Source organism: Rothia mucilaginosa, assembly GCF_901875305.1.
Lineage (GTDB): Bacteria > Actinomycetota > Actinomycetes > Actinomycetales > Micrococcaceae > Rothia.
Genome location: NZ_CABFLY010000001.1, coordinates 221,178 through 244,465, shown reverse-complemented (window position 1 = coordinate 244,465; position 23,288 = coordinate 221,178). Strand labels below are relative to the sequence as shown.

The 23,288-nt window shown below is 61.7% G+C and carries 17 protein-coding genes and 1 tRNA gene; 9 read left to right on the top strand and 9 right to left on the bottom strand.

The genetic code is table 11. From position 1 onward, the window contains the following. Nucleotides 1-39: 39 nt before the first annotated feature. Together JX292_RS01040 and JX292_RS01035 are read right to left on the bottom strand one after the other, a co-directional pair. Nucleotides 40-1,239 (bottom strand): type II secretion system F family protein, encoded by a 1,200-nt coding sequence (locus JX292_RS01040; protein WP_204860485.1) that lies wholly within the window; start codon nt 1,237-1,239, stop codon nt 40-42. Next, entirely contained in the window at nt 1,236-2,789 is a 1,554-nt protein-coding gene (locus tag JX292_RS01035; RefSeq protein ID WP_204860484.1) for a CpaF family protein, read from the bottom strand. The genes JX292_RS01040 and JX292_RS01035 overlap by 4 nt, the downstream gene beginning before the upstream one ends. 342 nt (nt 2,790-3,131) lie before the next feature. On the opposite strand from JX292_RS01035, the gene JX292_RS01030 reads away from it, so the two are divergent. Next, entirely contained in the window at nt 3,132-5,162 is a 2,031-nt protein-coding gene (locus JX292_RS01030) for a bifunctional 3'-5' exonuclease/DNA polymerase (RefSeq protein ID WP_204860483.1), read from the top strand. Nucleotides 5,163-5,262: 100 nt separating this feature from the next. On the opposite strand, the gene JX292_RS01025 is transcribed toward JX292_RS01030, so the two are convergent. Beyond that, on the bottom strand, nt 5,263-6,027 hold the full coding sequence (locus tag JX292_RS01025) for an NUDIX hydrolase (RefSeq protein WP_204860482.1): 765 nt from the start codon (nt 6,025-6,027) through the stop codon (nt 5,263-5,265). A 92-nt stretch (nt 6,028-6,119) separates the two neighbouring features. Continuing rightward, entirely contained in the window at nt 6,120-7,061 is a 942-nt protein-coding gene (nth, locus tag JX292_RS01020) for an endonuclease III (RefSeq protein ID WP_204860479.1), read from the bottom strand. A gap of 170 nt (nt 7,062-7,231) precedes the next feature. Between nth and aroQ the strand changes: the two genes are divergently transcribed. Continuing rightward, nucleotides 7,232-7,672, top strand: a complete 441-nt coding sequence (gene aroQ / locus JX292_RS01015) for a type II 3-dehydroquinate dehydratase (protein WP_204860476.1) — start codon at nt 7,232-7,234, stop codon at nt 7,670-7,672. Between the two features lie 139 nt (nt 7,673-7,811). On the opposite strand, the gene JX292_RS01010 is transcribed toward aroQ, so the two are convergent. Beyond that, entirely contained in the window at nt 7,812-8,990 is a 1,179-nt protein-coding gene (locus JX292_RS01010) for a MarP family serine protease (RefSeq protein ID WP_204860473.1), read from the bottom strand. Nucleotides 8,991-9,317: 327 nt separating this feature from the next. Here JX292_RS01010 and JX292_RS01005 point away from each other — a divergent pair, with 327 nt between their 5' ends. After that, entirely contained in the window at nt 9,318-9,995 is a 678-nt protein-coding gene (locus JX292_RS01005; protein WP_005504653.1) for a Crp/Fnr family transcriptional regulator, read from the top strand. A 154-nt stretch (nt 9,996-10,149) separates the two neighbouring features. Here the strand turns inward: JX292_RS01005 and JX292_RS01000 are convergent, their stop codons facing one another. From JX292_RS01000 to JX292_RS00990, 3 genes are all read right to left on the bottom strand, one after another. Then, complete coding sequence (locus JX292_RS01000) at nt 10,150-11,358, bottom strand: NUDIX hydrolase (protein WP_204860467.1); 1,209 nt, start codon at nt 11,356-11,358, stop codon at nt 10,150-10,152. Beyond that, nucleotides 11,351-11,833: a RidA family protein gene (locus JX292_RS00995; protein WP_204860466.1), complete on the bottom strand. Its 483-nt coding sequence runs from the start codon at nt 11,831-11,833 to the stop codon at nt 11,351-11,353. The genes JX292_RS01000 and JX292_RS00995 overlap by 8 nt, the downstream gene beginning before the upstream one ends. A 246-nt stretch (nt 11,834-12,079) precedes the next feature. Continuing rightward, nucleotides 12,080-12,283, bottom strand: a complete 204-nt coding sequence (locus JX292_RS00990) for a hypothetical protein (RefSeq protein WP_049331637.1) — start codon at nt 12,281-12,283, stop codon at nt 12,080-12,082. Between the two features lie 188 nt (nt 12,284-12,471). On the opposite strand from JX292_RS00990, the gene JX292_RS00985 reads away from it, so the two are divergent. The 5 genes from JX292_RS00985 to JX292_RS00965 all read left to right on the top strand — a co-directional run bounded on the left by JX292_RS00985 (nt 12,472) and on the right by JX292_RS00965 (nt 19,752). Beyond that, the gene (locus JX292_RS00985) at nt 12,472-14,628 is read left to right on the top strand and encodes a transglycosylase domain-containing protein (RefSeq protein WP_204860463.1); all 2,157 of its coding nucleotides are present in this window, start codon (nt 12,472-12,474) and stop codon (nt 14,626-14,628) included. 26 nt (nt 14,629-14,654) lie between these two features. Continuing rightward, a complete protein-coding gene (locus JX292_RS00980) occupies nt 14,655-15,674 on the top strand; it encodes a metallophosphoesterase (protein ID WP_204860918.1) in 1,020 nt (339 codons plus the stop codon). Continuing rightward, a complete protein-coding gene (locus JX292_RS00975; protein ID WP_204860461.1) occupies nt 15,674-17,701 on the top strand; it encodes an ABC transporter ATP-binding protein in 2,028 nt (675 codons plus the stop codon). The genes JX292_RS00980 and JX292_RS00975 overlap by 1 nt, the downstream gene beginning before the upstream one ends. Further along, entirely contained in the window at nt 17,701-19,569 is a 1,869-nt protein-coding gene (locus JX292_RS00970; protein WP_204860460.1) for an ABC transporter ATP-binding protein, read from the top strand. Before JX292_RS00975 ends, JX292_RS00970 begins: the two co-directional genes overlap by 1 nt. 109 nt (nt 19,570-19,678) lie before the next feature. Continuing rightward, nucleotides 19,679-19,752, top strand: a tRNA-Pro gene (locus JX292_RS00965). Between the two features lie 133 nt (nt 19,753-19,885). Here the strand turns inward: JX292_RS00965 and JX292_RS00960 are convergent. Continuing rightward, nucleotides 19,886-21,019, bottom strand: a complete 1,134-nt coding sequence (locus tag JX292_RS00960; RefSeq protein WP_204860459.1) for a hypothetical protein — start codon at nt 21,017-21,019, stop codon at nt 19,886-19,888. Nucleotides 21,020-21,308: 289 nt separating this feature from the next. Here JX292_RS00960 and JX292_RS00955 point away from each other — a divergent pair, with 289 nt between their 5' ends. Further along, nucleotides 21,309-22,811 (top strand): cation:proton antiporter, encoded by a 1,503-nt coding sequence (locus JX292_RS00955; protein ID WP_204860458.1) that lies wholly within the window; start codon nt 21,309-21,311, stop codon nt 22,809-22,811. The last annotated feature ends 477 nt before the right edge of the window (nt 22,812-23,288 follow it).

The following is a 23,288-nucleotide window of genomic DNA, read 5'->3' as shown; positions in this document are numbered from 1 at the left end:
AGCGTCGGGCGTGAGGGTACGGGGTTGTTCCCGCGATGCCTACCCGGTGAGGGTCGGCAGGAGCGAAATGAGGATGGGCACAATGCCCAGACAGATGAATGCCGGTAGGGAGCAGAGCCCGAGGGGCACCACCAGGGCTACCGAGAGCTTGCCCGCAGCCCGCTCAGCGGCGCGACGCTCACTCAGGCGTTGCGCATCGGCGAGGGCTCGGAGCAGAGGTGCACTCGGGCTACCGGCGGTGTAGGCCGGGGCAAGTGCATCCCTCAGCTGGCCCCAACTCCCCGAGGCGGTTCCGGCCCAGGCTACTTCCCAGGTGGCTCCCACCTGTAGGCGGCGGCATATCTGCCGCAGGTGCCCGCTGTTCAGGGCCTCAGCGAGAGCCATCAGGGCCGCGAGGGGCGAGAGCCCGGCCCGCAGCTGTGCGGCAAGCAGTTCCAGCATGAGAGCCGTGTCCGCTCCGGGCGGGGCGCAGGCTTCCGCACGTTTCACGGATCTGGAGCCACGGCGCCGAGCCCTGGGCCCGGTCGGTTCCCGTGCAAGGTGCCCACCGAGTCGGACGGGTTGACCAGTCGGGAAACCTCTACCCTCGCTTTCTTCCTCAGCCCGCCGCACCAGCCGAGCCGTCCATCTTCGCCCCATCAAGGCCAGGGCGAGTCCGAGCAAGCCCGCGAGGGCACCGGCCACCGAGCCGGTGAGCACGCCCAGCGGGTCGCTACCCATCAACATTCCCAGCCCCAGTCCGATGAGCGGTAGCCACGAGAGGATTCGGCCGGTAGCGCTGGGAGCTGCCAGCGCGCTCTGCCGCCCCAGGAACGCATCAATACGTTCCTCGGCGTGCTCGGCGGCCCGCTCCAGGCTGGTGGCTAGAGGCGCTCCGGCATTTTCGCTCATGCGCAGGCTGAGGGACAGGTCACGCATGCGTTCCCGACTATGGGGTTGCAGGCGGTGTTCCCCTTCATCAAGAGCCTGTTGGCAGGCTAAATGCGGTGATAATCCCCAGGCCGCGGTGGTCTCCAGAGCCCGCATAAACCGGCGGATGTCCTCGCTGGTCCGTTCGTATTCCTCGGGGTATGAGAGCGATTGCACCGCCTCATTCAGGCTCATTCCGGATTGCAGGTTTAAGGCCAGGGAACGCAACACGAGCGGCCAGACGCGCATCTCGTCGGCATCCGCCGCGCCGGAACGGCGATTCTCCCAACGCTCCCGCAGGTTCAGCACGGGGGTTCGTGCAGCTCTCATACCTTCCCCCTATCCCAGGTTCCTCTGTTTTCGGCGAGCGGGGAGAGGGTTGCCCCTCGATCGGGTGCCGAGTTGATGGGAACCCTCCGCACCCGCAGCTGCTCTTCGGTCCCCTCGACGTGCAGGCTATACACGCCCTCGATGCGGCGGCGACCGCCCTTCTGCTCGAGATGGATAATGCGTTCAAAAGCCGTCACCGTATGCAGAGCGACCGTTCTATAATCCAGGCCCGCGAGCGCACCCAGAGCAATCAGTCGGCGAGGTACCGCCTCGGCGCTATTGGCGTGCAGTGTGGTTCCCGCACCGCGGTGGCCGGTGTTCATGGCGGTCAGCAGATGCACCACCTCCGCCCCGCGGCACTCCCCCACCACCAGGCGATCCGGACCCATGCGCAGGGCCTGCACAATGAGTTCGCCCAAGCCAATAGCACCCGCACCTTCTGAGTTAGCAGCTCGGGTTCTGAGAGCCACGACCTGCTCGTGTTCGGGGGCGAGCTCCGGGGTGTCCTCCAGAATGACGACGCGCTCGGCCGGTTCGCACAGCCCCAGCAGGGCGTTGAGGAGGGTTGTCTTGCCGGTTCCCGTACCGCCGCTGATAACGAATCCGCGGCGTTCAGCCACCATGTGGCGCAGATAGTCGGCGGTTGCCGAATCACACAATCCAGCGCTGACGAGGTGATTTAGGCTGGGGCGCTCCTTTGCCGGCAATCGGATGGACAGGCGGGTGCGCTCGCTCAGGGGCGGAATGATGGCATGGATGCGCCGACCCAGCTCGTCGCTGACATCGGTCGCCGGATGCGCGGTGTCCAGCTGCCCACCGCGGCGGCGAATGAGGCGCTCGGCCAGGGCACGCACCCGTTGCTCGTTGCCGAGGCTCAGGGCGACAGGGCGAACCTCACCGCCGATACCCACCCAAATATCGCAGGGCGAGTTCACGTAGATATCGGTGATGGCGGCACCGTGGTTTTCTCCGGCTTCGAGGAGCAGGTCGAGTGCGCCGAATCCGTAGAGCTCAGAGCCCAGGTAGCGCAGGGCGAGCTCCCGGTCGACGGGTACGTGTTCGACGCTGGGGTAGCTCCACGGGGCAGCACCCCGTTCGGCGGCACGCAGACCAGAGGGATGTGCTGTGAGAGTACCCGGTAGCTTCCCCGGCGTTCTCCGCAGAGAGAGGGGACGTGAGAGAGCCCGGGGCATGAAGCGGGACAGGATTCCCGGAATTCCCCGGGGCGCGCTCGTGAATGTGCCGGGCGGCGGGGCTCCGTCTACCTCAGTGATAACCTCCTCCACGACTTCCTCGAGGAAGGGCCGCAACGGCGACTCAGAGAAGGGTTGTATGAAGGAGCGCCTGTCAAAAGTTGCGGCCCCATCGAGCGCGAGGGCGCTTAATTTCGGAGAACGCAGGATGCGTTCCCTTGCCTGCACGGCGACGGCGCGGGCGCGATAGTCTTCGGGAATAATCAGCGCGGGGACAGAGGAACTCGCCCCGGGAGATACCGCTATAGGCGGCGTAAGGATAGCCTGGGGGTTCTGCGGCTGGTTGGTGGTCTTCATGGCCTCATCACATCATGTGAGGAGAGCCCCAAAATATAGAACAATCATTCTGTGGATAACTTCGGCATAAACCCACAAAATCCGTTATCCACAGGGCGTTTTTATCTCTTTTCAGCCGCTCAGCCCCCGTTCCAGCAGTTTTATGACGAAACATAAAAACCGGCAACGACCCAAGACTCACCCGCTTCAAGACCTGCCCAGCCCCGCCCAGCACCTCCGTCTCGCCCAGCACCTCCGTCTCGCCCAGCACCTCCGTCTCGCACGAGCCCCCAGCCACTCCTACTATCCACAGGCTCAACGCCCCATCACGGCCCGCACCCGGTCGTCACTGATAATGGAACTATGTACATCCTCCTCAGTCCCGCCACCGGCACGGACATCACAGCCCGCACCGGCACCGCGCATCAACCCGTCACCGCCCGCATCGCGGCGAGCGCACCCGCGCGCGGCCGGACGGAGAACCCGGTGACGTCCTGGGGAGCTTTCCACTACGAAGACCCCACCGCCGAGCAGCTGGCCGATCCCTCCTTCATTCCGCAGATTCTGCGCGCAGACCGGGTTAGCGACGCGAACCTGGCGGCCTACGTGCGCGAGGTGGAACGGAAGGCCGAGCAATCTTCGAATCGCCGACCGCCACGTTGGATCTGGGCCGATACCCGCCACATCGCACCCCTGCTCTTGCGGCGCGGAGTGCGCGTACACCAGTGCTACGATCTGCGGCTCGTGCAGCGTATTCTGCGGACTGCGGCCACGCATCCCAGCCACTTCGTCAGCTATGAACCCGAGCTGGACCTCTCGGAACTCACCGAGGCGCTCGAACCCCAGAGGTACCTGCCGGTGGCCCGCCAAATTCAGGGGCAGGAGGAACTATTCGGCGTGGATTTCCTGAGCGGTACCGCTCAGAAGAGCACGAATTCAGCCGGTACGCCCGCCAAGAATCCCACACAGGCCTCGGGAACCCCCGATTTTCTGGAGCCGGCACCCCACGAGCCCTTCGAGGCGCAGCTTTCGGCTGGCCCCGTCCGTCTTCTGCCGGAGCACCCCGTCGTGCGCACCCTCATGAGCGAATGGCTGGCCCAAGCGCGGGCCGTCAGCTCCTCGAAGCATCCCGAACGCCTACGGCTACTGACGGCGGCCGAATCGGCGGGTGCTCTCGTCGCGGCCGAAATCGGGTACTACGGCATCCCCTTTAACGTGAGGGCCCACCACGAACACCTGCAAGAACTGCTGGGGCCCCGGCCCGAGCCCGGCCAACGCCCGCAAAAGATGCAGGAGCTGGCCGAAGAGATCCAGCGCATGCTGTTCATGCCCGCGCTTAACCCCGACTCGCCGCAGGAGCTTCTGCACGCCCTGCAGTCGGCGGGCGTCTCGGTGACCTCGACCCGCTCCTGGGAGCTCAAGAGCTGGGCGAAGGCCGTGCCCTCGCAACGGCAGAAACGGCAGGCCCTCATCGAACCGATTCTGCGCTATAAGAAGCTGTACCGAATCTGGACCGCCAACGGCTGGACCTGGTCCAACACCTGGGTTTCTGAGGGCGCATTCCGCCCGCACCTCGAAGTGGGCGGGGCCGCCACCGGACGCTGGGGCGCTTCGGGCGGCGGTGCTCTGCAGCTTCCCGCCGAGATTCGGCAGGCGATTCAGGCCCCCGAGGGGCAGATTCTGACGGTGACGGACGGCTCGCAGATTGAGCCGCGTATCCTGGCGGCCCTCAGCCGGGATGAAGCGCTCGCCTCGGCCGGACGCGGCGCCGACCTGTACGCCGGCATCGCGGAGTTAGCACGTCTTAAGGGTGTGGGGTTGACGGAGCGCGCCCACGCCAAGGTCGGCATGCTCGCCATCATGTACGGCGGCCGTAGCGGTGAGATTGGAGCACTATTGCCGCATGTGGCGGCGCTTTTTCCGCAGGCGATGGAGTTCACGGAGCGGGCGGCACGCATCGGGGAGGCGGGCGGCCAGGTGACGACTTTTCTGGGGCGCACCTCGCCGCCGGTGAGCGATCGTTTTCGCGAGGTTGTGGCGGATCGTTCCTCGCCGGCGGCCGAATCGCGTGCGGTGTCGACCGCGCGTGCTCACGGCCGCATGACCCGCAACTTTATTGTTCAGGGAACCGCCGCGGAGTGGGCGCTGTGCTGGATGGGTTCGGTGCGCACCCGCCTGCTGACGGAGACGATTTTCGGCATGCCCATGCGCACCCGCATCGTTTATTTTCTGCATGATGAGCTGTTGCTGTGCGGCCCGGAGCTAGAAGCCGAGCGCGTGGCCCGCATCGTGCGCGAATGTGCGGCGGAGGCGGCGCGCCTGCTTTTCGGCAGGGTTCCGGTGGATTTTCCCGTGTCGGTGCACCACGTGCACGATTACTCCGAAGGTAAATAACCCGCGGCGAACCGTTCGGGTCGCCGCGGGCCTATAGCACGTTCATTCGAGCGAGGGTACGCCAAATCCGGCCGACCGAGGGCCAACTACCCGGCGGGTTCTAGGGCTCGTACCCGGGTGCCGGGCGTAAATCCTTGCGGTTCCAGGGCACGGTCCAGCCGAGCGAGTCGAAGATGCGGTCCAGCAGAATCGCGGTAAACCCCCACACCGTGAACTCCTCGCCGCCGGGCATGCGCACCTCGAAGGCCGGGGTGCGGTGCGAGGTGCGGCCGCGTTTGACGTAGGCGGTGTGCCGGTTGGCTGGGTTCAGCAGATCGCGCACCGGAACCCGCGCGATGAGGGCCGATTCGTTGCGGTCGACCACACTGACGGGCACGGGGCTGTTCCACCAGCCGATGACGGGGGTGACCATGAAGTCGCTGATGGGTAGCGGCAGAGTGCGTAGCTGCCCGAGCACCTGCACGCCGGCGGGGTCGAGTCCGGTTTCTTCGACCGCCTCGCGCAGCGCGGCGATGTGCGCGACCGGTTCGCCCGTGGATTCGGCGAGCGCGTAGTCTTCGGGGTCGATTTTTCCGCCGGGGAATGCGGGCTGCCCGGCGTGCGCGCGCAGTGTTGCGGCGCGCACGAGCAGAAGCACGTCCAGGTCGGCGCCCACGTTCTCGGGGCAGCCGTCAAATTCGCCGATGGAGGGCGAGTTATCGAGCACGCCGAAGAGAATCAGCACGGCGGCCTCCTTGCTGAGGGGGCTGGCGGGGGCGCTGCGCAGCAGGGCTTGGATGTCGAATTCCACGCCGCCTTCTGCCAACGATGTTAGGGCCTGCTGGGCGGGATGCTCCACATTCTGCTGGGGCGTGTTCTTGTTCATCTGTGTACCTCTCTTCTGCAGGGCTTGGCCTCGTGCACCCGCTCAGTGTGTTCAGTCCGGGGCGGCTATTTCTCGGCTCATTTTAGGTGTCGTTAGGCACTGAGCGGGTACCCCTCGGCCTGCAGCTGGCGGCGGGTTGCGCCCTGCAGAAAGCGAAGGTGCAGGTCCTCGCGGCCGGGGGCCATTTCGTACTTCATGAGCTTGCGCGCCTTCTGCTCGTTGGTCTCGCCGATGCCGTAGGAGGGGCAGAGATCGGCGACCGGGCATACACCGCAGGCGGGCTTTTTGGCGTGGCAGATGCGACGGCCGTGGTAGACCATGCGGTGCGAGAAGATGGTCCAGTCTTTGCGTTCGATGAGCTCGGCGACGTCCTTTTCAACGGCTTCGGGGGCGTCTGCGGCGGTGAATCCCATGCGGCGGGCGAGGCGGCCAAAGTGGGTGTCGACGGTCAGTCCGGGCACGTCAAAGGCGTTTCCGAGCACGACGTTTGCGGTCTTGCGGCCGACTCCGGCGAGCTTGACGAGCTCTTCGAGGGTTGAGGGAACCTGCCCACCGTGCTCCTCGACCAGCTGGCGCGAGAGGTTCACGATGGAGCGTGCCTTGGCGCGGTAGAAGCCGAGGGACTGAATATACGGTTCGACCTCTTCGTAGCGTGCGGAGGCGAGCATCGCGGCGTCAGGGTAGCGGGCAAAGAGCGCACCGGTCACGGAGTTGACGCGCACGTCGGTGGTTTGTGCCGAGAGCACGGTCGCGATGAGCAGTTCGAAGGGGTTGTCGAAGTCCAGCTCGGCAACGGCGTAGGGGTAGGTTTCGCCGAGGATGCGGTTAATCTTGCGGGCGCGGCGCACTGTGGCGAGGTGGCTTTCGGGTGCGCGAGCTTTGAGTCGGCGTGCGGCGGCCGCGGCTTTGAATTCGGGCACGAATCGAATTTGCAGGAGCGTTTCGGTGTTCTCTGCCGCGGTGTCTTCTGCCGCAGTGTTTTGGGCGGGGGCATTCTGCGCGTCTGCGGCGGGCTGGGTGGCGTTCTCGGTCATAGCGCGAGGGTACCGGGCTTTGGGGTGTGGGCGGTAGCGAGGGTCACCGTAGTTAATGCCTCCCCCTCCCCCGTTATTTTCTATATCCGTCAGTTTATATAACCCGTCATTTTCTGGGCAGTTCGCGTTGGCTCGCGCTCAGCGGGCGCCTGCTGTGCCACACTGGTTTTATGTCAGATACGATTTTTGTGCTTAACGGCCCGAACTTGAACCTGCTCGGGCAGCGTCGCCCCGAGGTGTACGGTTACACGACCCTGCATGATATTGAGCGTATGGTGCGTGAGCGTGCGGCGGCTCATGGTTTTGATGTTGAATTTATGCAGTCAAACCACGAGGGTGTTCTGGTGGACGAGATTCAGCGGGCCCGTACGCGCGGTGCCGCCATCATTATCAATCCGGCGGCGTACACGCATACGTCTGTGGCGTTGCACGATGCTCTGGAGGCGGCTGAGCTTCCAGTAGTTGAGGTGCATCTGTCGAACGTTCACCGTCGCGAGGAGTTCCGTCACCGTTCCTTTGTGTCCCCGCAGGCTACCGCGGTGATTGCCGGTGCTGGCGCTTACGGTTACGTCATGGCGGTTGATTTCCTGGCGCAGCATCTTTCGGATTAGTCCCCGTCTGCTACTCGCCAAATACGGCTGAGGCGCCCGTCCCTTCGCGTGAAAGGGTGGGCGCCTCAGCCGTATTTGAGTCTGAAGGCCGGTCGGCCGCATCCCTGCTCGGGGTGGTCAAGTCACCGCGTCCAGGCGGTTACTGCTTACGACAGGATCCCGTGGAGACCGCTACGGTATTGTTACCGCCCTCGGCTAGGGCCTGTTTAAGGGTACTTGCGGTGATGGCGTAGCCGGTTTGTCCACTGGTGGCCTTGCCGAAAATTACGCCGACCACGGTACCGTTTTCGTCAAGGACGGGGCCGCCGGAGTTGCCGTGTTGCACGTCGGCAGCCAGCTGGTAGACCTGGCGCATGGCGTTGGCGCGGCCGGTTTCAGCGTCGATGGTCTGGGTGTTGCCGATGCCCTGCACGGTGGCCGGTAGCGCCTTGAACGGGCCGCCCTTGGGGTAGCCCATGAAGGTCACGAGGCTACCTGCTGAGGCGTTCTTGCCGATGGTGAGTGGTTTCAGGGGAAGCGTCGGCACGCTGATGAACGCGAGGTCCTGTTCGCTGTCCATGTAGACCACGGTGCCGGGCCAGGTGCGGCCGCGGATATCCTGCACGACGGGGGCGGTCACGCCGGCAACCACGTGGGCGTTGGTGACGACCAGGCCGGTGTCGGCTATGAAGCCGGAGCCGGTGGAGGTGTACCCGCACTGCTCAGCAGCTCCCAGGATCTCCACGACGGAGGCGCTGGCGGCGTCAAGTGCATCAGACTCAACTCCCTCGGTCGGGGCGGAGGTTTCGGGGGCGATGAGCTGGCTGACTTCCGGAATAGACGTGGACGCGAGCACATTGTTGCGGACCGAGTCAATTTGGTCCTTGAGGGCCTCGGGGGTGCTGGTGACCATCCAGGTCAGGACTTTGGACTGACTGAGTGCGGCGTTCAGCTGTGGGATGGGTACGGTGCGCATCGAGATGGTCAACACGACCAGTACGAGAGCGCAGGCGAGGAGATTGAGCACGCCGCCGAAGAAGCGTTCAATGCTTTTAAGCGGGGTGATGTCGGTGACCCGCCGAATAGCGCGCCCGGCGACGATGCCCAGCCACTGTCCGATGGTCAGGCAGAGGATGAGTACACCGACCGCGGTGATGAGGCTCCACTGGCTTCCGACGGAGGCGACGGCCAGGGGTACGAGCCAGGCGGCGGCGCAGACTCCCAGGCCGAGGCCGAGGAAGGTACCGAGGGTTGTGAAGAAACCGCTACGAATTCCGGCGAGGAAGTAGAGCAGAAGAAGAATGGGGATGACGATATCAAGGGGGTTAATGTCAGTCATCTTGACGGGACCTCCTTGGTGGTGGGTAGAAATGGTCGGGGATGCACCCCCGCTATGCGGCCCGTCGGTGGGCACACCCAATGGCCCGATAGTAGGCTCATAAGCTGTGCTAAACCTTAGAATTTGCCGGGAATGAAAAACTTTTGTTGTAAAGCTCCGGGTTCTGAGTGCTTAAACCAAGATTTTAGGGTACGCTCTTATCAGTTGAATATGTCACACCCGCTTGAGCCGTCTCACACTGCAATCGTGAGATACTTAACATAGGTTCAGGCTCACTCACTGAACATTACGGGCTTCGGCTCTTCACCTCATATCTAGGAGAACTTCATGGATCTCGAGATCCTCCGTCGCACCCCTCTTTTTGCGAACCTTGACGACGCAGCGTTTGCCCTGCTGACCGATGACATCCAGGAGATTGACCTCTCCCGTAACGCCGTCCTCTTCTACGAGGGTGACCAGGATGACCAGCTCTTTGCTGTGCTCTCCGGCAAGGTGAAGCTTGGTCGCACCGCCGCCGACGGCCGCGAAAACATGGTCGCGATTATGGGCCCCGGTGATGTGTTCGGCGAGATGGCTCTCTTCGATCCTTCGCCCCGTTCCACCAACGCTGTGGCTGTTTCCGAGACCCGCCTGGCAGCTATTAAGCACGAATCCTTCAAACGCGCTCAGCAGCTTGACCCCTCGATTTCCGACCAGGTCATCAAGACCCTGGCTCGCCGCCTGCGCCACGCTAATGAGGCGCTGGCCGACCTGGTCTTCTCCGACGTCCCCGGCCGCCTCGCTAAGGCCCTGCTGGATCTGGCTGACCGCTTCGGCCGCCCCGCAACCGACGGCGTACTCGTGGCCCACGAGCTGACTCAGGAAGAGCTGGCACAGCTGGTTGGCGCATCCCGTGAGACCGTGAACAAGGCTCTGGCTGAGTTTGTTTCCCGCGGCTGGATTCGCTTGGAAGCACGCGCCGTGGTCATCCTTGACCTGCCCCGTCTGCGCCAGCGTTCCCGCTAGGCTATAGCGGCGCGTCCGCTTTCGTTCTTCGGCTTTGCGGTGTTTCGTTCCGGCCCTGCCAGGCAGGATAAGCACCGCAACGTCACGCTTTTGAATACGGCAGGAGCTGCCTCCTTTGCATGGGGAGGCGGCTCCTGCCGTTATTTATACGTGTTTAGCCACATGGCGGGGCGGGGTGCCCGTCCTGCTCGCTTCCAGTTTGAGGCACAACGCCCAGGCCTCCGGTGAAGACCGCCCCGGTCGGAGCGGGAGGATCCACCTCGGTGAAGGAGAGCATGCAGGCGCCGTTATGGCTTACGAGCACGGCTTTGCGCACCTCGATGCGACGGCGCTTCGAAAGCCACGCCACCGAGGTTTGAGCCCTCGCGAGGGACTCCAGCATGCACATGACGCCCGGGGTGATAAGCTCCTCCAGGCGACGACCGACGGTGTTGGGCTGACCGATGCGATCACCCAGCTCACTCGTATCGCGTGCTTCCAGAAGCTCACGCACGTTCAGCCAGTCGCCCCACACGCCTTTGCCGAGCAGTAGCTTCGGGTCCTGGCCCACCGGCAGAGCGGTGGTGAAGTAGGCGATATCGTAGCGTTTGAGGAAGAAGTCCGGAGACTGCCAACGCGCCACGGGGCGCAACAGGTCAGCGCGAATACTGAGCCCGCTTGAGCACAGGAAGTGCGCGAAGCTCTTATCCTGATCGGCCACGGCCTCGCGCCAGGTCATCAATTCGGGGGTGCTGGAGCGTTCCACGACGTCCTGCTCGTCTTTGCCGGCCAGCAGAATGCCCGTTTCTTCGAAGGATTCGCGGACAGCCGCCATGACGCTACGACGCGCTTTCGTCACGTCGGAGTAGTGAAATTGCTTCTGCCAGTATTCGGCGCCGGGGCCCACCCAGGAGGCAGATTCGTCGTCACCGGGGAGCGCGGTTCCGCCGGGGAAAGCCACTATGCCCAGGGGGGATGCGCCCGGGCGGTAGGTCAGAATGGTCTCCAAGCCGTTGTCGCCATCGCGCACAAAGATGACGGAGGCTGCCTGGCGCATCGTACATCCGCGGGTGCCTTCGTTGCCTTCTTCGCGCCAGCTTTCTGCGGCGGTTCGCATGAACTCTGGAATCACGTAGAGACGCTGGATGGCCTCGGTTCGGGGCGCAGGCGAGGAGTTGCGGCCCGTGAACATGCGGGGACGGTCAGGTTCAGCGGGTACCTCTGCTGTACCGAATCGGCGTTCCTGCACGGGCAGGGGTAGCGTCTTCACGTCGTGGGCTCCGCCAGGAGTCTCAACCTGGCTACCTTCTTGGGAGGCGCGCTGTGCCTGAGCTGCACGGATAGCTGACAGCGGCAGTGCGCCGGTGTACAGCTGGTTAGACATACTCAACGATAATCTCAACCTCGACGGGCGAATCCAGGGGCAGCACGGGCACGCCCACGGCGGAGCGGGCGTGCTGACCGGCCTCACCGAAAATCTCGCCGAGTAGCTCGGAGGCACCGTTAATCACTGCGGGCTGGGCGGTAAAGTTCACTTCGGAGGCCACAAAGCCGACGACCTTCACGACGCGCTGCACGCGATCCAGGTCGCCAACCACGGACTTAACGGCGGCCAGGGCGTTCAGCACGCTGATGCCCGCATATTTCTTCGCATCCTCGGGGTTCACGAAGCCCTCTTCATCGGAGGCGGATACCTTACCGGTGGCGGGCAGAATGCCATCGACGAAGGGCAGCTGGCCGGAGGTGTATACATAGGGGCCGGAGGTCACCGCGGGAACGTAAGCGGCGACGGGGGCAGGGGCGACGGGCAGCTCGTAGCCGAGTTCGCGGATGCGGGCTTCGATGCGAGATTCAGTCATGATTACTCCAGAAGGATTGCGGGTGTTCCCACCCGGACGGTGATGAGATGTATGTGTTGTGCGCCGTTTAGCGGTACCACTCAATTCTCTCCGCGCAAACCGCGCGGGGCGCTTCTCCGCATTCCGGCGGGCGCTTTTCGATGGGTTAAACGGCTAACCGGCGGCCCACACCAGCTATTTCCGGTTGTCGCCACGTTTTCGTTGCGAAGCGAAGATAGCTGAGGAGAGCCGCCGGAAGGGCGACGTCTAGTCAGCCTTCTCGCGCTTAAAGTAGGCGATGGGGTTGCCCTGAGTGGGCGCGACCATGTTCGATGCGGGGGCCGCGCCGGCGGGTGCAGAAGCACCGGGGAGCACGGTGACGAGCTCCCAGCCGTCCTCGCCCCAGTTATCGAGGATTGCCTTGGTCGTGTGAATCATCAGCGGTACAGTTGCGTATTCCCATTTCTTCATACCCTCTAGCCTAGCTTTCGGGGCCCTCGTTGTAAAAGGGGTTGTCACATTGTGTTTTTCACGTGCTGTACCCTCTTTTCCGTATTCTCGACAGCCTTCTAGCGGCCAGAAAACCCATGTGAGCGCCTCAACCGGTGTTCTCTTCGGCGGGGACTTCCTCTCACAGCTTCATGGGTTAAACTGAATGAATGGCTTCATCTAAGAAAACCCGTGCGCGTCGCCGCCCGGGAGATTTTTTGCAGTTCCTCGCGTTCAGCGTGATTGCCGGTTTCCTCGCGGCAATTATTGTCGTACCCCCTGCCGTGAGCTTGGGTATGGTCACGAACGCGTCGATGTCATGGTTCCAGGACCTTCCTAACGACATTGCCGATGGCATCTCCTCCCGTCCTTCTACTATTTACGCTGCTGACGGCAAGACCGAAATCGCGACCTTCTTCGATGAGAACCGCGATCCGGTTAAGCTGGACCAGATTTCGCAGCATATGAAGGACGCCATCATTTCGGTTGAGGACCGCGACTTCTACAAGCACGGTGCGGTCTCCGCAATCGGTATTGGCCGTGCGTTCCTCAACAACATCGTTAACTCCAACAATGGCCGCCGCCAGGGTGCTTCCACCCTGACTCAGCAGTACGTCAACAACCTGATTGTGGATGCCGCGGTGTCCCGCGGTGAGGATGCGACCGCAACCCTCAACGGTAACAAGACGTATGCTGCAAAGATTCGTGAGATGAAGCTTGCGATCTCGATGGAGCAGAATAAGTCCAAGGACCAGATTCTTGAGGGCTACCTGAACATCGTGAACCTGGGTGGATCCAACTACGGTGTCGAGGCTGCCGCACAGTACTACTGGGGTATCTCTGCTAAGGACCTGAACGTGGCCCAGTCCGCGCTGATTGCGGGTCTGGTGCAGGCACCGAACGTGTACGATCCGACTGTGAACCCTGAGCTGGCCCGCGAGCGCCGCGACGTGGTGCTCGGCACCATGCTGCGTGACGGTAAGATTTCCGATAAGGAATACAGTGAAGCCATCGCCAGCGATATTAAGCTCAACGTCAAGCCTAAGTCTCAGGGTTGCTCTCTGAGCGGCGACAAGGCCTTCTTCTGCCGCTACGTGGTGAACTACCTGCTTCAGGACGAAAGCCTGGGCGCTACCGCTGAGTTGCGTAACACCGCTATTAAGCGTGGCGGTCTGAAGATTGTGACCACCTTGAACCCTGAGGCTCAGGCCGTGGCTAAGCAGGCTGTGGACGCTACCCAGCCGGCAGCAACCAACTGGAACGACGTGAACTCCGCACTGACCAGTGTTGAGCCCGGCACCGGCCGCGTCATCGCGATGGCACAGAACACCGAGCTCGGTAGCCCCGCAGACGCGAACGACCACTCCAAGACCGAGTACAACTACAACGTTGATAGCGCCTACGGTGGTACCCGCGGCTTCCAGCCCGGTTCGACGTTCAAACCGATTATTCTGGCACAGTGGCTCATCAGCGGCCGCGGCGCTAACGCTACCGTGAACGGTACCCAGCTGTTCTGGCCCACCAGCTTCGGTTGGAACGCCAAGTGCTACGAGGGCGGTAAGTACTACTACACCGCTCAGCCGAAGGGCTGGTCCTACAAGAACGCAGTCAACGGCGGCCTAGGCTACAACACCGCGGCGTACGGTATTCGCCAGTCGTTTAACTCGTACCTGTTCGGCATGCTCTCCCAGATTGACCTGTGCGATGTGCACGACCTGTCCATCAAGATGCACGCCCTGGACGGTACCGGCGAACCGCTACACAGCATCCCCAACCTGGGTACCAACATTGGTGGTACCAAGTACGGTATCTCCCCGCTGACCAACGCATCCATGTACGCTATCTTCGCTTCCGAGGGTAAGTACTGCACCCCGCGCCCCATCGAGAAGATCACCAAGACTGACGGCGAGACTCTCAAGGAATACCAGAACCAGTGTGAGCAGGTTCTGGATCCGGACATCGCGAACGGTGTCAGCTGGGTTCTGAAGGGTGTTATCCAGCCCGGCGGTTCCGCTTCTCAGCGCGGTATTGGTCTGCCGAACGGTTCGGCTGCGAAGACCGGTACAAACGATAACTCCTCCCAGACCTGGCAGGTTGGCTACACTCGTGGCCTGTCCACCGCGTCTTGGGTTGGTTCTAACAACCTCGGCTTCCGTTCCCTGAACGGTTTGAGCGTTAACGGTCGCGTGCTGGACTACGTGGATGGTGCAAACTACGCTGGTGCCCAGTGGCAGACCTTTATGAAGGCCATCGCCCCGAAGTACGACACGAAGGACTTCACGACCCCTAGCGATAAGGTTCTGTCTTATAACTCCAACCCCAGCTAAGGCTGAGGTTTGAAAGGCGATTGATGATGTGTGAAAACGCAGTCAACGCCCGCGTCCCCGTGGCGGTCCCCGGCGCACGCGGCTCCTCCCCGCTCCTGAAGAAGGTTGCGGGGGCGGTAGCCGCCACTGCAGCCTTGGGGGCCGCCACGGCGGCATACGGGCACTTTATTGAGCTGAACAATTTTCAGCTCCGCACCGAGTCCCTGCCGGTGCTGCCCGCCGGTAGCCCCGACTTTAGGATTCTGCATATTTCGGATATGCACATGATTCCGGGCCAGCAGAAGAAGATTGACTTCATGCACTCGCTGGCTGCCCTGGAGCCGGATTTGGTGATGAACACGGGTGATAACCTCTCCCACGTGGACGGTATGGGCCCACTGCTGGAGGCGCTCGACCCGCTCATGGACTTCCCCGGCGTGTTTGTGCCCGGCTCGAATTGCTATTTCGCGCCGGTTTTCAAGAACCCGGCACGTTACCTGTGGCAGCCGCGTACCCCGCAGATGATTGAGGAGGGCTCGCGTGTGGCTCTGCCCATCGAGCAGATGCACGAGGCTTTCGAATCGCGCGGCTGGACCGGCCTGGTCAACCGCTACGACACGCTGACGCTGAACGGTCTGCGTCTGGAGTTCTCGGGCGTGGACGATCCGCACCTGCGCTACGATAAGCACCCCGGGTTTGCCCCCGGTGCCTTCGATGAGGGCGATGAGCCGAGCGTGCGCATCGGTGTGGCCCACGCCCCCTATATGCGTACCCTGTACCGCTTTGTGCAGGACGGTGCGCAGGCTATCTTTGCCGGTCATACGCACGGCGGTCAGGTCTGCCTGCCCGGCGGCCACGCCCTGGTGAGCAACTGCGATCTGCCGCCTTCACGTGCGAAGGGTGTCAGTGAGCAGTCCGGTGTTCCGGTCCAGGTTTCTGCCGGTTTGGGTACATCCCGTTTCGCTCCGGTGCGTCTGTTCTGCCCGCCGGAGGCGGTCCTGGTGACCCTCACGGCTCGCGATAAGGATCAGGCTACCACCGGTGCTTCGGCGGGTGGTCACCGCTAATGTCTGATGTTGCTACAGAACATACGAAAAAGCGCCGCCGTAACCCGTTCCTAGAAACTGCGAGCGAGCCGACCCCCGACCCGATCGACTACGCAAACGGTCAGCGTGCCCCGCGCACTCTCGCCGCGTATGCGCGTCCGATTCGTGTGCGCTGGGGTGTGGGTCTGCTCGTGGCGTTCGGTGCCGGTGCCCTTGAGATTTCCATCCCGCAGGTACTGCAGATTATTGTGGATCATCTCTCGCAGAGCACCACCGAGAGCGCTATCTGGATTGCCGGTGGCCTGGTGCTTCTGCTGGGTATTGCGCACGCCTCCTTCACGTATTGGAGGCGCTGGCTGATTGTGGACCCGACCTCCACGATTGAGCTGTCCATGCGTATGAACTTCTTTGATCGCCTGCTCAGCGCCCCGCTTTCTTTGTTGGATCGTTGGCCCTCCGGTCAGTTGCTGACCCGTTCCATGAGCGATTTGGGTACGATTCGCCGTTGGTTGTCTTTCGGTATTGTTCAGATGCTGACTGTTGTAGTGATGTTCCTGGTCGGTGGCTTCTTCATGCTGCGTTCTTCGCCGTCGCTGGCGCTGGTGTTCGTGGTGACAGTGCCTATTCTGGTGCTGTCGCTGGTGAACTTCACCCGCAAGTACTACCGCGCTTCACATGAGATTCAGCAGCTGACCGGTGACCTTTCGACCCGCATCGAGGAGTCGGTGCGCGGCATCCGCGTGATTAAGGCGCTGGGCCGCTCCCCCGAGCAGATTCAGGAATATTCCGAGTCGGTGGACGCCCTGCAGGTACGTGAGTACGGCAGGTCGATGCTGGTGGCTCGTGTTGCTCTGTATCAGGGCCTGATTATGGGTGTCTCCACGGCGGTGGCGCTGGCTGTGGGTGCTTCGCAGGTTGCAGCGGGTACCCTGAGCCTGGGCGCGATGACCGCCTACTTTGCGGTGCAGACGACCGTGCTGAGTCACGTGATTCGCTCGACCTCGCTCATGTCCGCGTACCTGAGCTATAAGGTGGCGTTGGAACGCCACAACGAGGTTATGGACGAGCCCGGCTTTGAGGCGGTGCCGCTGGTTCGTGGCTCCGTGGCTATGTCTGGGCCCGAGCATCCGCAGGGTGCTTCTGATTCGTCAACAGTCGCTGGAGTACCCGTTCAGGGTGGCTCCGGGAAGGAAACTATGCAGTACCCCAGCGGTGGCGCAGTATCTGTCACTTTCGATCACGTTCAGTTCAGCTACGACGCAGCCGAAGCACCTGCCGAGCCTGCTGTTGAGGCAAACTCTGCGGTTAAGGCACCCGAGGTTTCCGTACTGAAGAACATAAACTTCAAGGTCTTCCCGGGCGAGATTCTGGCCCTGGTTGGCGCAACCGGTAGCGGCAAATCCACTGTGCTGTCGCTGGTTCCGCGTTTCTACGAGCCGACCTCCGGTTCCCTGCGTTTTGGCACCCGAGATACCACCGACATGTCCATTGAGGAGGTACGCGCCCAGACCGCGTTCGTCTTTGAGGAGGCGGTGCTCTTCTCCGGCACGGTCCGCGAGAACGTGCTGATGGGTGTTGCTGAGCAGTACGAGCGCGGCACGGAGGATGAGGACTACCCGGCCGCAGAAGAGCTGGAGGCGACCCTTCAGACGGCGCTGCAGTTGGCTGCGTGCGATTTTGTGGCGGATCTTCCGCAGGGTCTGGATACCGTCATTGGTGAGGAGGGTCTGAGCCTGTCCGGTGGTCAGCGTCAGCGTCTGTCGTTGGCGCGTGCTTTGGCGAAGCGCCCCTCCGTGTTGTTGTTGGATGATCCGTTCTCGGCGCTGGACGTGAATACTGAGGAGCGTATTATTACCGGCCTGCGTGAGGGTCTGGAAGGTCTGGGCGGCGCTACGACCCTGTTGACGGCGCATCGCCCCTCGACGGTGGCCCTGGCGGACCGCGTGCTGCTGATGGTTGACGGCACGATTGCGGCTGAGGGCACCCACGCCGAGCTGATGGAGTCTTCTGAGCAGTACCGCCAGCTGATGACGATGGAGGAAGGCTAATGGCCCATCATCGTCCGGCAGAGCCCCGGGAGGAGTTGAGCCCGCAGGAGCGCGCGCAGACTCGTGAACGTTCGATGGCTCTGCTACACCAGATGTTGCGCCCGCATCGTGGGGCGTTGGCGTTGTCGATTATTTCGGTGCTTTTGGTGTCGGGTTCCTCGGCGATTGCGCCGATTCTGATTGCCCGCGTTTTGGATAGTTCCATTGAGCCGTTCAAGCAGGGCGATGCTTCTCCCCTGCTGACTTTGTTGGTGCTGTTTGTGGTGGTTACGGCGGTGACCGCTATTTTCTCGTGGGTCAATGTGGCGTACACGGTGCGCGTGTCGCTGGGTGTGGTGGTGTATCTGCGTAAGCGGGTGTTCCGTCATGCGCAGTCGTTGAGCGTGTCGTTCCATGAGCGGTACACCTCGGGCAAGGTCATTTCGCGTTTGACCAGCGATATTGATACGGTCCGCAGCTTCTTGGACAGCGGCATCAGCCAGTTGGCGATTACGTTACTGTCGATGCTGATTTCTGCGGTCGCTATTTTCCTGCTGGATTGGCGTATTGGTCTGCTCATGTTGGTCATGGGCGTGCCGATTTACTTTTTGACGCGCTGGTTCCAGCGGACGGCTGTGCCGGTTTTCCGCGCGATGCGTACCGAGTCTGCGCACTTGACGAGCCGTTTTGTGGAGACGTTTACGGGTATGCGCGCGGTGAAGGCCTTTGGTGCGGAGGCTCAGATGCGCGTCGAATACGCTCAGGCGTCGGAGCGTTACCGCCTGGCGGTGATGGATTCGATTAAGATTTTCGGCATATACTCGCCTGTACTGATGCTTTTGGGCAATGTGTTTATTGCCGGTGCGCTGGTACTGGGTGGTTATGCGGTGCTGGGCGGCACCATGCAGATTGGTACCCTGCTGGCGTTGGTGATTTACGCGAACCGTGTGTTTGAGCCGGTCATGCAGCTCTCTGAGTTCTATAACATGTTCCAGTCGGCGATGTCTGCGTTGGAGAAGCTGTCATCGTTCTTGGCTGAGGAGCCGGAGGTTGCTGAGCCTCAGCATCCGCATGAGCGCGCTGTAGAGTCTGCAGCTGGTTCTTCCACTGCTGAGGGTGTAACCGACAAGGTTCGGGGCGCCCTGGTCGAGCTGGATTCGGCGGTCTTTGGGTACACGTCGAATCGTCACGCGCTGAATGAGACGAGCCTGCGCATTGAGCCGGGGACGGCTGTGGCGCTGGTGGGTGCTACGGGTGCCGGTAAGTCGACTATCGCTAAGCTGGTGGCTCGTTTCTACGATGTTTCGTCCGGTCAGGTGCGTATTGACGGCGTGGATATTCGCCAGCTGGCGGATGTGCAGTTGCGCCGTGAGGTGCTCATGCTGACTCAGGAAGTGTTCCTGTTCTCTACGAGTGTTCTGGAGAATATCCGTATGGGTAACCCCCAGGCGTCTGATGAGCAGGTGAAGGCTGCCGCGAAGGCGGTGGGCGCTGACGCGTTCATTGAGCGTCTGCGTGATGGCTACGAGTCGCGTCTGGGTCGTGGCGGTATTACCCTGTCGGCGGGTCAGCGTCAGCTGGTGTCGTTTGCTCGCGTGTTCTTGGCGAACCCGCGGGTGCTGATTCTGGATGAGGCGACGGCTTCGCTGGACATTCCGAGTGAGCGTGCGGTGCAGGCGGCGCTGCATACCGTGTTGGCGGGCCGTACGGCTCTGGTGATTGCGCATCGTCTCTCGACGGTTTTGGGTGCTGATCGTGTGCTGGTAATTCATGAGGGTTCCGTAGTGGAGGATGGTTCCCCGCAGCAGCTGATTGCTTCCGACGGTCGTTTTGCGGCGATGTACGCCTCCTGGGATGAGCTGAATCAGGTTCAGGAGGCTGACGCCTAGAAACTTTATCTGCCCCTCCCCGAGTGGTGGCATGCTGCGGTGTTGCGTTCTGAATTTTTTTGGGTTATCCTGGGTGAGTTGCCTACGGTATTTGCTGATAGGTCAACATCGGGATGTGGCGCAGCTTGGTAGCGCGCGTCGTTCGGGACGACGAGGTCGCAGGTTCAAATCCTGTCATCCCGACAGATAGCCCCGGTCCACTGGACCGGGGCTTTGTCGTATCTGAAGTATTCTCCTCGCACAGACTCTACACGTATACGCAGGCGGCCCCCTACCCGCGGTATGCCGGTAGGGGCCGTCGTTCACGCTGCGTTCTTTAGCCGCGCCCAGAGATGAGGGCGAGGATCGCCTCCAAGGGGCCGCGTCCGGCAAGGGAGCGCGCCATGCGGGCCCAGAGGGCGCAGAAGCCCACCGCAATGACGATGCCTAGGATCAAGAAGGCGGTCCAGTACACGGCGGCGCCCCAGCCTCCCGTGGCAACGTAGTGCTCTCCCACGGTGAGGGCCTTGAGCGCGGGGCCGGCATAGATGGTGAGTGCGCTCAGCACGATGGAGGCACTCAGCGACATCTGCCCGAGGCGAGCAACGGGGGTGAGGGCCCCGGCCTGCGCGGAAAGTAGTCGTGCACATTCGGCCCAGAAGTAGAGCGTTGCAGCCAGGCTGAGGGTCAGTTGCACGTGGGGTGCATCCAGCACGCCGAGTTCGGTGTAGGGGTTGAAGACGCGGTAGACGGCGAGCACCAGTACGGCGAGTACGACGGGCACCGCAATCTTGGCGCCCAGGCTCGTGTAGAGGCGCACCAGCAGAATACCCAGGCACATGACCCAGAGCAACTGGGCACTGGCGGTGAGGTTCAGTCCGTTAGCTTTGAGGAGGGAGAACGCCCCGGCGCTCCATGCATTGGCCCGTCCGGCGGCTTCGAGGAGGACGTTGTGGGTCCAGGAGAGATACGGGCTCGTAACAATGGTCAGCACGGCAAGGGCCCAGAGCGGCAGGTGAACGACGGCTAGGGTTAGCAGGGTCAGGATTGCCAGGTGGATGAGCACATCGAAGGGCAGGGAGTACGCGAATCCTTGGGAGGGTGTGGTCACGCCGGGTAGCGGAACGTATGCCGCGCCCTGCACGACAGCAACGCCTAGTACAAGCAGGGCGAGGAAACGCACGATGGTTCCGGCGAAGAGCTGTGGGAAGCTTGCAGTGCGCGCGTAGTGCCAGGCGGCGGCGCCGAGGATGGCAGCGAAGAGCGGCTCGGCGGGGGTGACCAGTTGCGGCACCCAGAACGTCCACGAGACGGGGATGAGCTGTAGCCAGTATCCGAAGGCGATGAGCAGGGTGATGACGGCGTAGGCGCGGGCCAGGTCGAGGCCGAGGTCGCGCCGCGTTCCACCTAGGGAGGCGGCACGCAGGGCTGGGCCGCCGGAGGTGGTGGGCGCTGTGGTTCGTGCTGCCATATATCGCTCTTTCAGGTGGTTCGGTGTGGTGAGTGTGGGCCGGGTGGCGATGCCTCCGGCACAGGTGTTAAGTGTAGCGTCGATTGCTGTGCGGGCAGGGCCGCGACCGACGGAGCCATCGTCACGTTGCCCGACGGTCTTGCGTTCCGAGTCTGCTGGCAATTTGTGGGGCGGTGGGTGAGAGGCTTCTGAGTAGGAACGATGGCGTGAGGTATGTAGTATAGGTAGGTTCTTTAGTAGCGTGCTTAGCCGTTGCCCGCTATATTCTTTATTCTGCATATGAGGTTCTATGTTTTCCACTCTACCGCCCCTTTCATCTGTGACTCTGGAGGTGCCTAGCGCCATACTCGCTTCGGGTACGACTCTGAGCGATGCGGCGCCCGTGACAAGTAACACCCAGTTTGTTTCTATTTTTTGGATTACGCTGGTCGCGTTAATTTCTCCTGTGCTTTCGCGGCTGACGGGCAAACGCATCCCCGATGTGGTGTTCCTGCTCATTTTTGGCATGCTCATTGGCCCGAACGTGTTGCATCTGGCCGGCACCGAGGGTGGCATCCCCCTGCTGAAGGAGCTGGGTCTGGGTATGCTTTTCCTTATTGCGGGCTTTGAGATTAATGTATCCTCTCTGCGCAGCCGCCAGGGCTCTGCCGCGCTAGTGACCTGGGGTGTGTGTTTCGGCTTGGGCATGTTGGGGGCGGCGCTGATGACCGGTTTCTCCCGTGAGGCGAATACCTACGTGGCGATGGGTGTGGCGCTGAGCTCCACGGCACTCGGCACCCTCCTACCGATGTTGAAGTCGCACGGTGCGGCTGGCACGGCGGTGGGCAATGCGGTGTTTGTGCACGGAGCGGTGGGCGAGCTTCTGCCGATTTTTGCTATTTCTCTGTTGCTTTCTTCGCGGTCGCCGGGCATGGCGTTCGTGGTGCTGCTGGCTTTTATGGTTGTGGCTTTGGTGACGGCGCTGATTCCGCATCGTCTGTTTGCACATCTGCCGGGTCTGCGCCGAATTATTGCGGCTGAGGCTAATACGACCGGCCAGACGATTCTGCGTCTTGCGATGTTCCTGCTCGCAACTCTTATCATGTGCACCGCTCTCTTTGATTTGGATGCGGTGCTGGGCGCCTTCGCTGCGGGCATTATCCTGCGTTCGCTGACTCCCCCGGCGGCTCTGCACCTGATTACGCGCCGTCTTGAGACGGTGGGTTTTGCCTTCACTATTCCGCTCTTCTTTGTGGTGAGCGGTATGGGTATTAGTGTTTCTGCGGTGACTTCAAACCCTTTGGGTCTGCTTGCAGTGGTACTGGGCATTCTGCTCTGCCGCGGTGTTCCGGTGTTCTTGGCTGATGTGCTGGTGGATACCCGTTCGGGTCTGACTTCGAAGAATCAGAAGGCCCAGATGGCGCTTTACTCGGCGGCTGGTTTGCCTATTATCGTGGCGGTGACTGAGGTTGCGGTTTCTTCGGATTTGTTGGAGGAGTCCACGGCTTCTTTGTTGGTGGCCGGTGGCGCTCTGACGGTTCTGCTTTTTCCGCTGTTTGCGCTGTCCGTTCGTCATGCTTTTGGTGCTTCGGATTCGGCTCTGGAGCAGCCGAGCCGCAGGGAGCAGATGAACGCGAAGAAGGCTCAGCGTAATGCGCAGGTGAAGCTGACGACTGGGCTCATCCCGACGGTTCGTGCTGAGGCTAAGGCGCAGAGCCGTGAAGGGAATGATGCGTCCACGCGTGTTACCGCGAAGAAGCGTGTGGCTCCTCGCTCGTCGTCTCCGGGTTCTTCGCGTAATCTTTCGGAGTAGGTTTCTGTCGGCTGCGTAGGGTGGGTGTCTTCTTTCTCGGTGTATATCGCGTCGAGCAAAAAGGTTACATCCACTCTATGTGGCTTTTATCTCGAAAACCCAAACATTCACTATTCCTTACGCCACACCTTTACTCTTTCAAGTTTTTACGGGCGATACATTGAACCACATTTTTTGGGACGTTCCTCAGCAGATGGACACCTCGAAAAACCCTGTTTATTCTTGCCCTCAGGACGTTTTCTCGTTAAATTCGGATTTTTCACGCAAATATTACGAGACATGACGTGTCTTAGCTTTTGCGGGTGACACCCTGTCCTATAAAATTGAAAGTACACAGGGGTCGTCCCCTAAACACACATAAAACAACTACATACGCAGAACCGTTTCCGCTCCGGTGGAAGCTGGAGCGCGCCCCATGCACACGGGTCACGCTCCGCAGGGAACATAACTGGTTTAGGTTCCTCGTGGTTCTTCAAA

What these genes read in the sequence shown, in the direction of transcription:
- JX292_RS01040 (WP_204860485.1), bottom strand. Translation starts at nt 1,239, where the DNA reads ATGAGAGCTGCACGAACCCCCGTGCTGAACCTGCGGGAGCGTTGGGAG.
- JX292_RS01035 (WP_204860484.1), bottom strand. Translation starts at nt 2,789, where the DNA reads ATGAAGACCACCAACCAGCCGCAGAACCCCCAGGCTATCCTTACGCCG.
- JX292_RS01030 (WP_204860483.1), top strand. Translation starts at nt 3,132, where the DNA reads ATGTACATCCTCCTCAGTCCCGCCACCGGCACGGACATCACAGCCCGC.
- JX292_RS01025 (WP_204860482.1), bottom strand. Translation starts at nt 6,027, where the DNA reads ATGAACAAGAACACGCCCCAGCAGAATGTGGAGCATCCCGCCCAGCAG.
- nth (WP_204860479.1), bottom strand. Translation starts at nt 7,061, where the DNA reads ATGACCGAGAACGCCACCCAGCCCGCCGCAGACGCGCAGAATGCCCCC.
- aroQ (WP_204860476.1), top strand. Translation starts at nt 7,232, where the DNA reads ATGTCAGATACGATTTTTGTGCTTAACGGCCCGAACTTGAACCTGCTC.
- JX292_RS01010 (WP_204860473.1), bottom strand. Translation starts at nt 8,990, where the DNA reads ATGACTGACATTAACCCCCTTGATATCGTCATCCCCATTCTTCTTCTG.
- JX292_RS01005 (WP_005504653.1), top strand. Translation starts at nt 9,318, where the DNA reads ATGGATCTCGAGATCCTCCGTCGCACCCCTCTTTTTGCGAACCTTGAC.
- JX292_RS01000 (WP_204860467.1), bottom strand. Translation starts at nt 11,358, where the DNA reads ATGTCTAACCAGCTGTACACCGGCGCACTGCCGCTGTCAGCTATCCGT.
- JX292_RS00995 (WP_204860466.1), bottom strand. Translation starts at nt 11,833, where the DNA reads ATGACTGAATCTCGCATCGAAGCCCGCATCCGCGAACTCGGCTACGAG.
- JX292_RS00990 (WP_049331637.1), bottom strand. Translation starts at nt 12,283, where the DNA reads ATGAAGAAATGGGAATACGCAACTGTACCGCTGATGATTCACACGACC.
- JX292_RS00985 (WP_204860463.1), top strand. Translation starts at nt 12,472, where the DNA reads ATGGCTTCATCTAAGAAAACCCGTGCGCGTCGCCGCCCGGGAGATTTT.
- JX292_RS00980 (WP_204860918.1), top strand. Translation starts at nt 14,655, where the DNA reads ATGTGTGAAAACGCAGTCAACGCCCGCGTCCCCGTGGCGGTCCCCGGC.
- JX292_RS00975 (WP_204860461.1), top strand. Translation starts at nt 15,674, where the DNA reads ATGTCTGATGTTGCTACAGAACATACGAAAAAGCGCCGCCGTAACCCG.
- JX292_RS00970 (WP_204860460.1), top strand. Translation starts at nt 17,701, where the DNA reads ATGGCCCATCATCGTCCGGCAGAGCCCCGGGAGGAGTTGAGCCCGCAG.
- JX292_RS00960 (WP_204860459.1), bottom strand. Translation starts at nt 21,019, where the DNA reads ATGGCAGCACGAACCACAGCGCCCACCACCTCCGGCGGCCCAGCCCTG.
- JX292_RS00955 (WP_204860458.1), top strand. Translation starts at nt 21,309, where the DNA reads ATGTTTTCCACTCTACCGCCCCTTTCATCTGTGACTCTGGAGGTGCCT.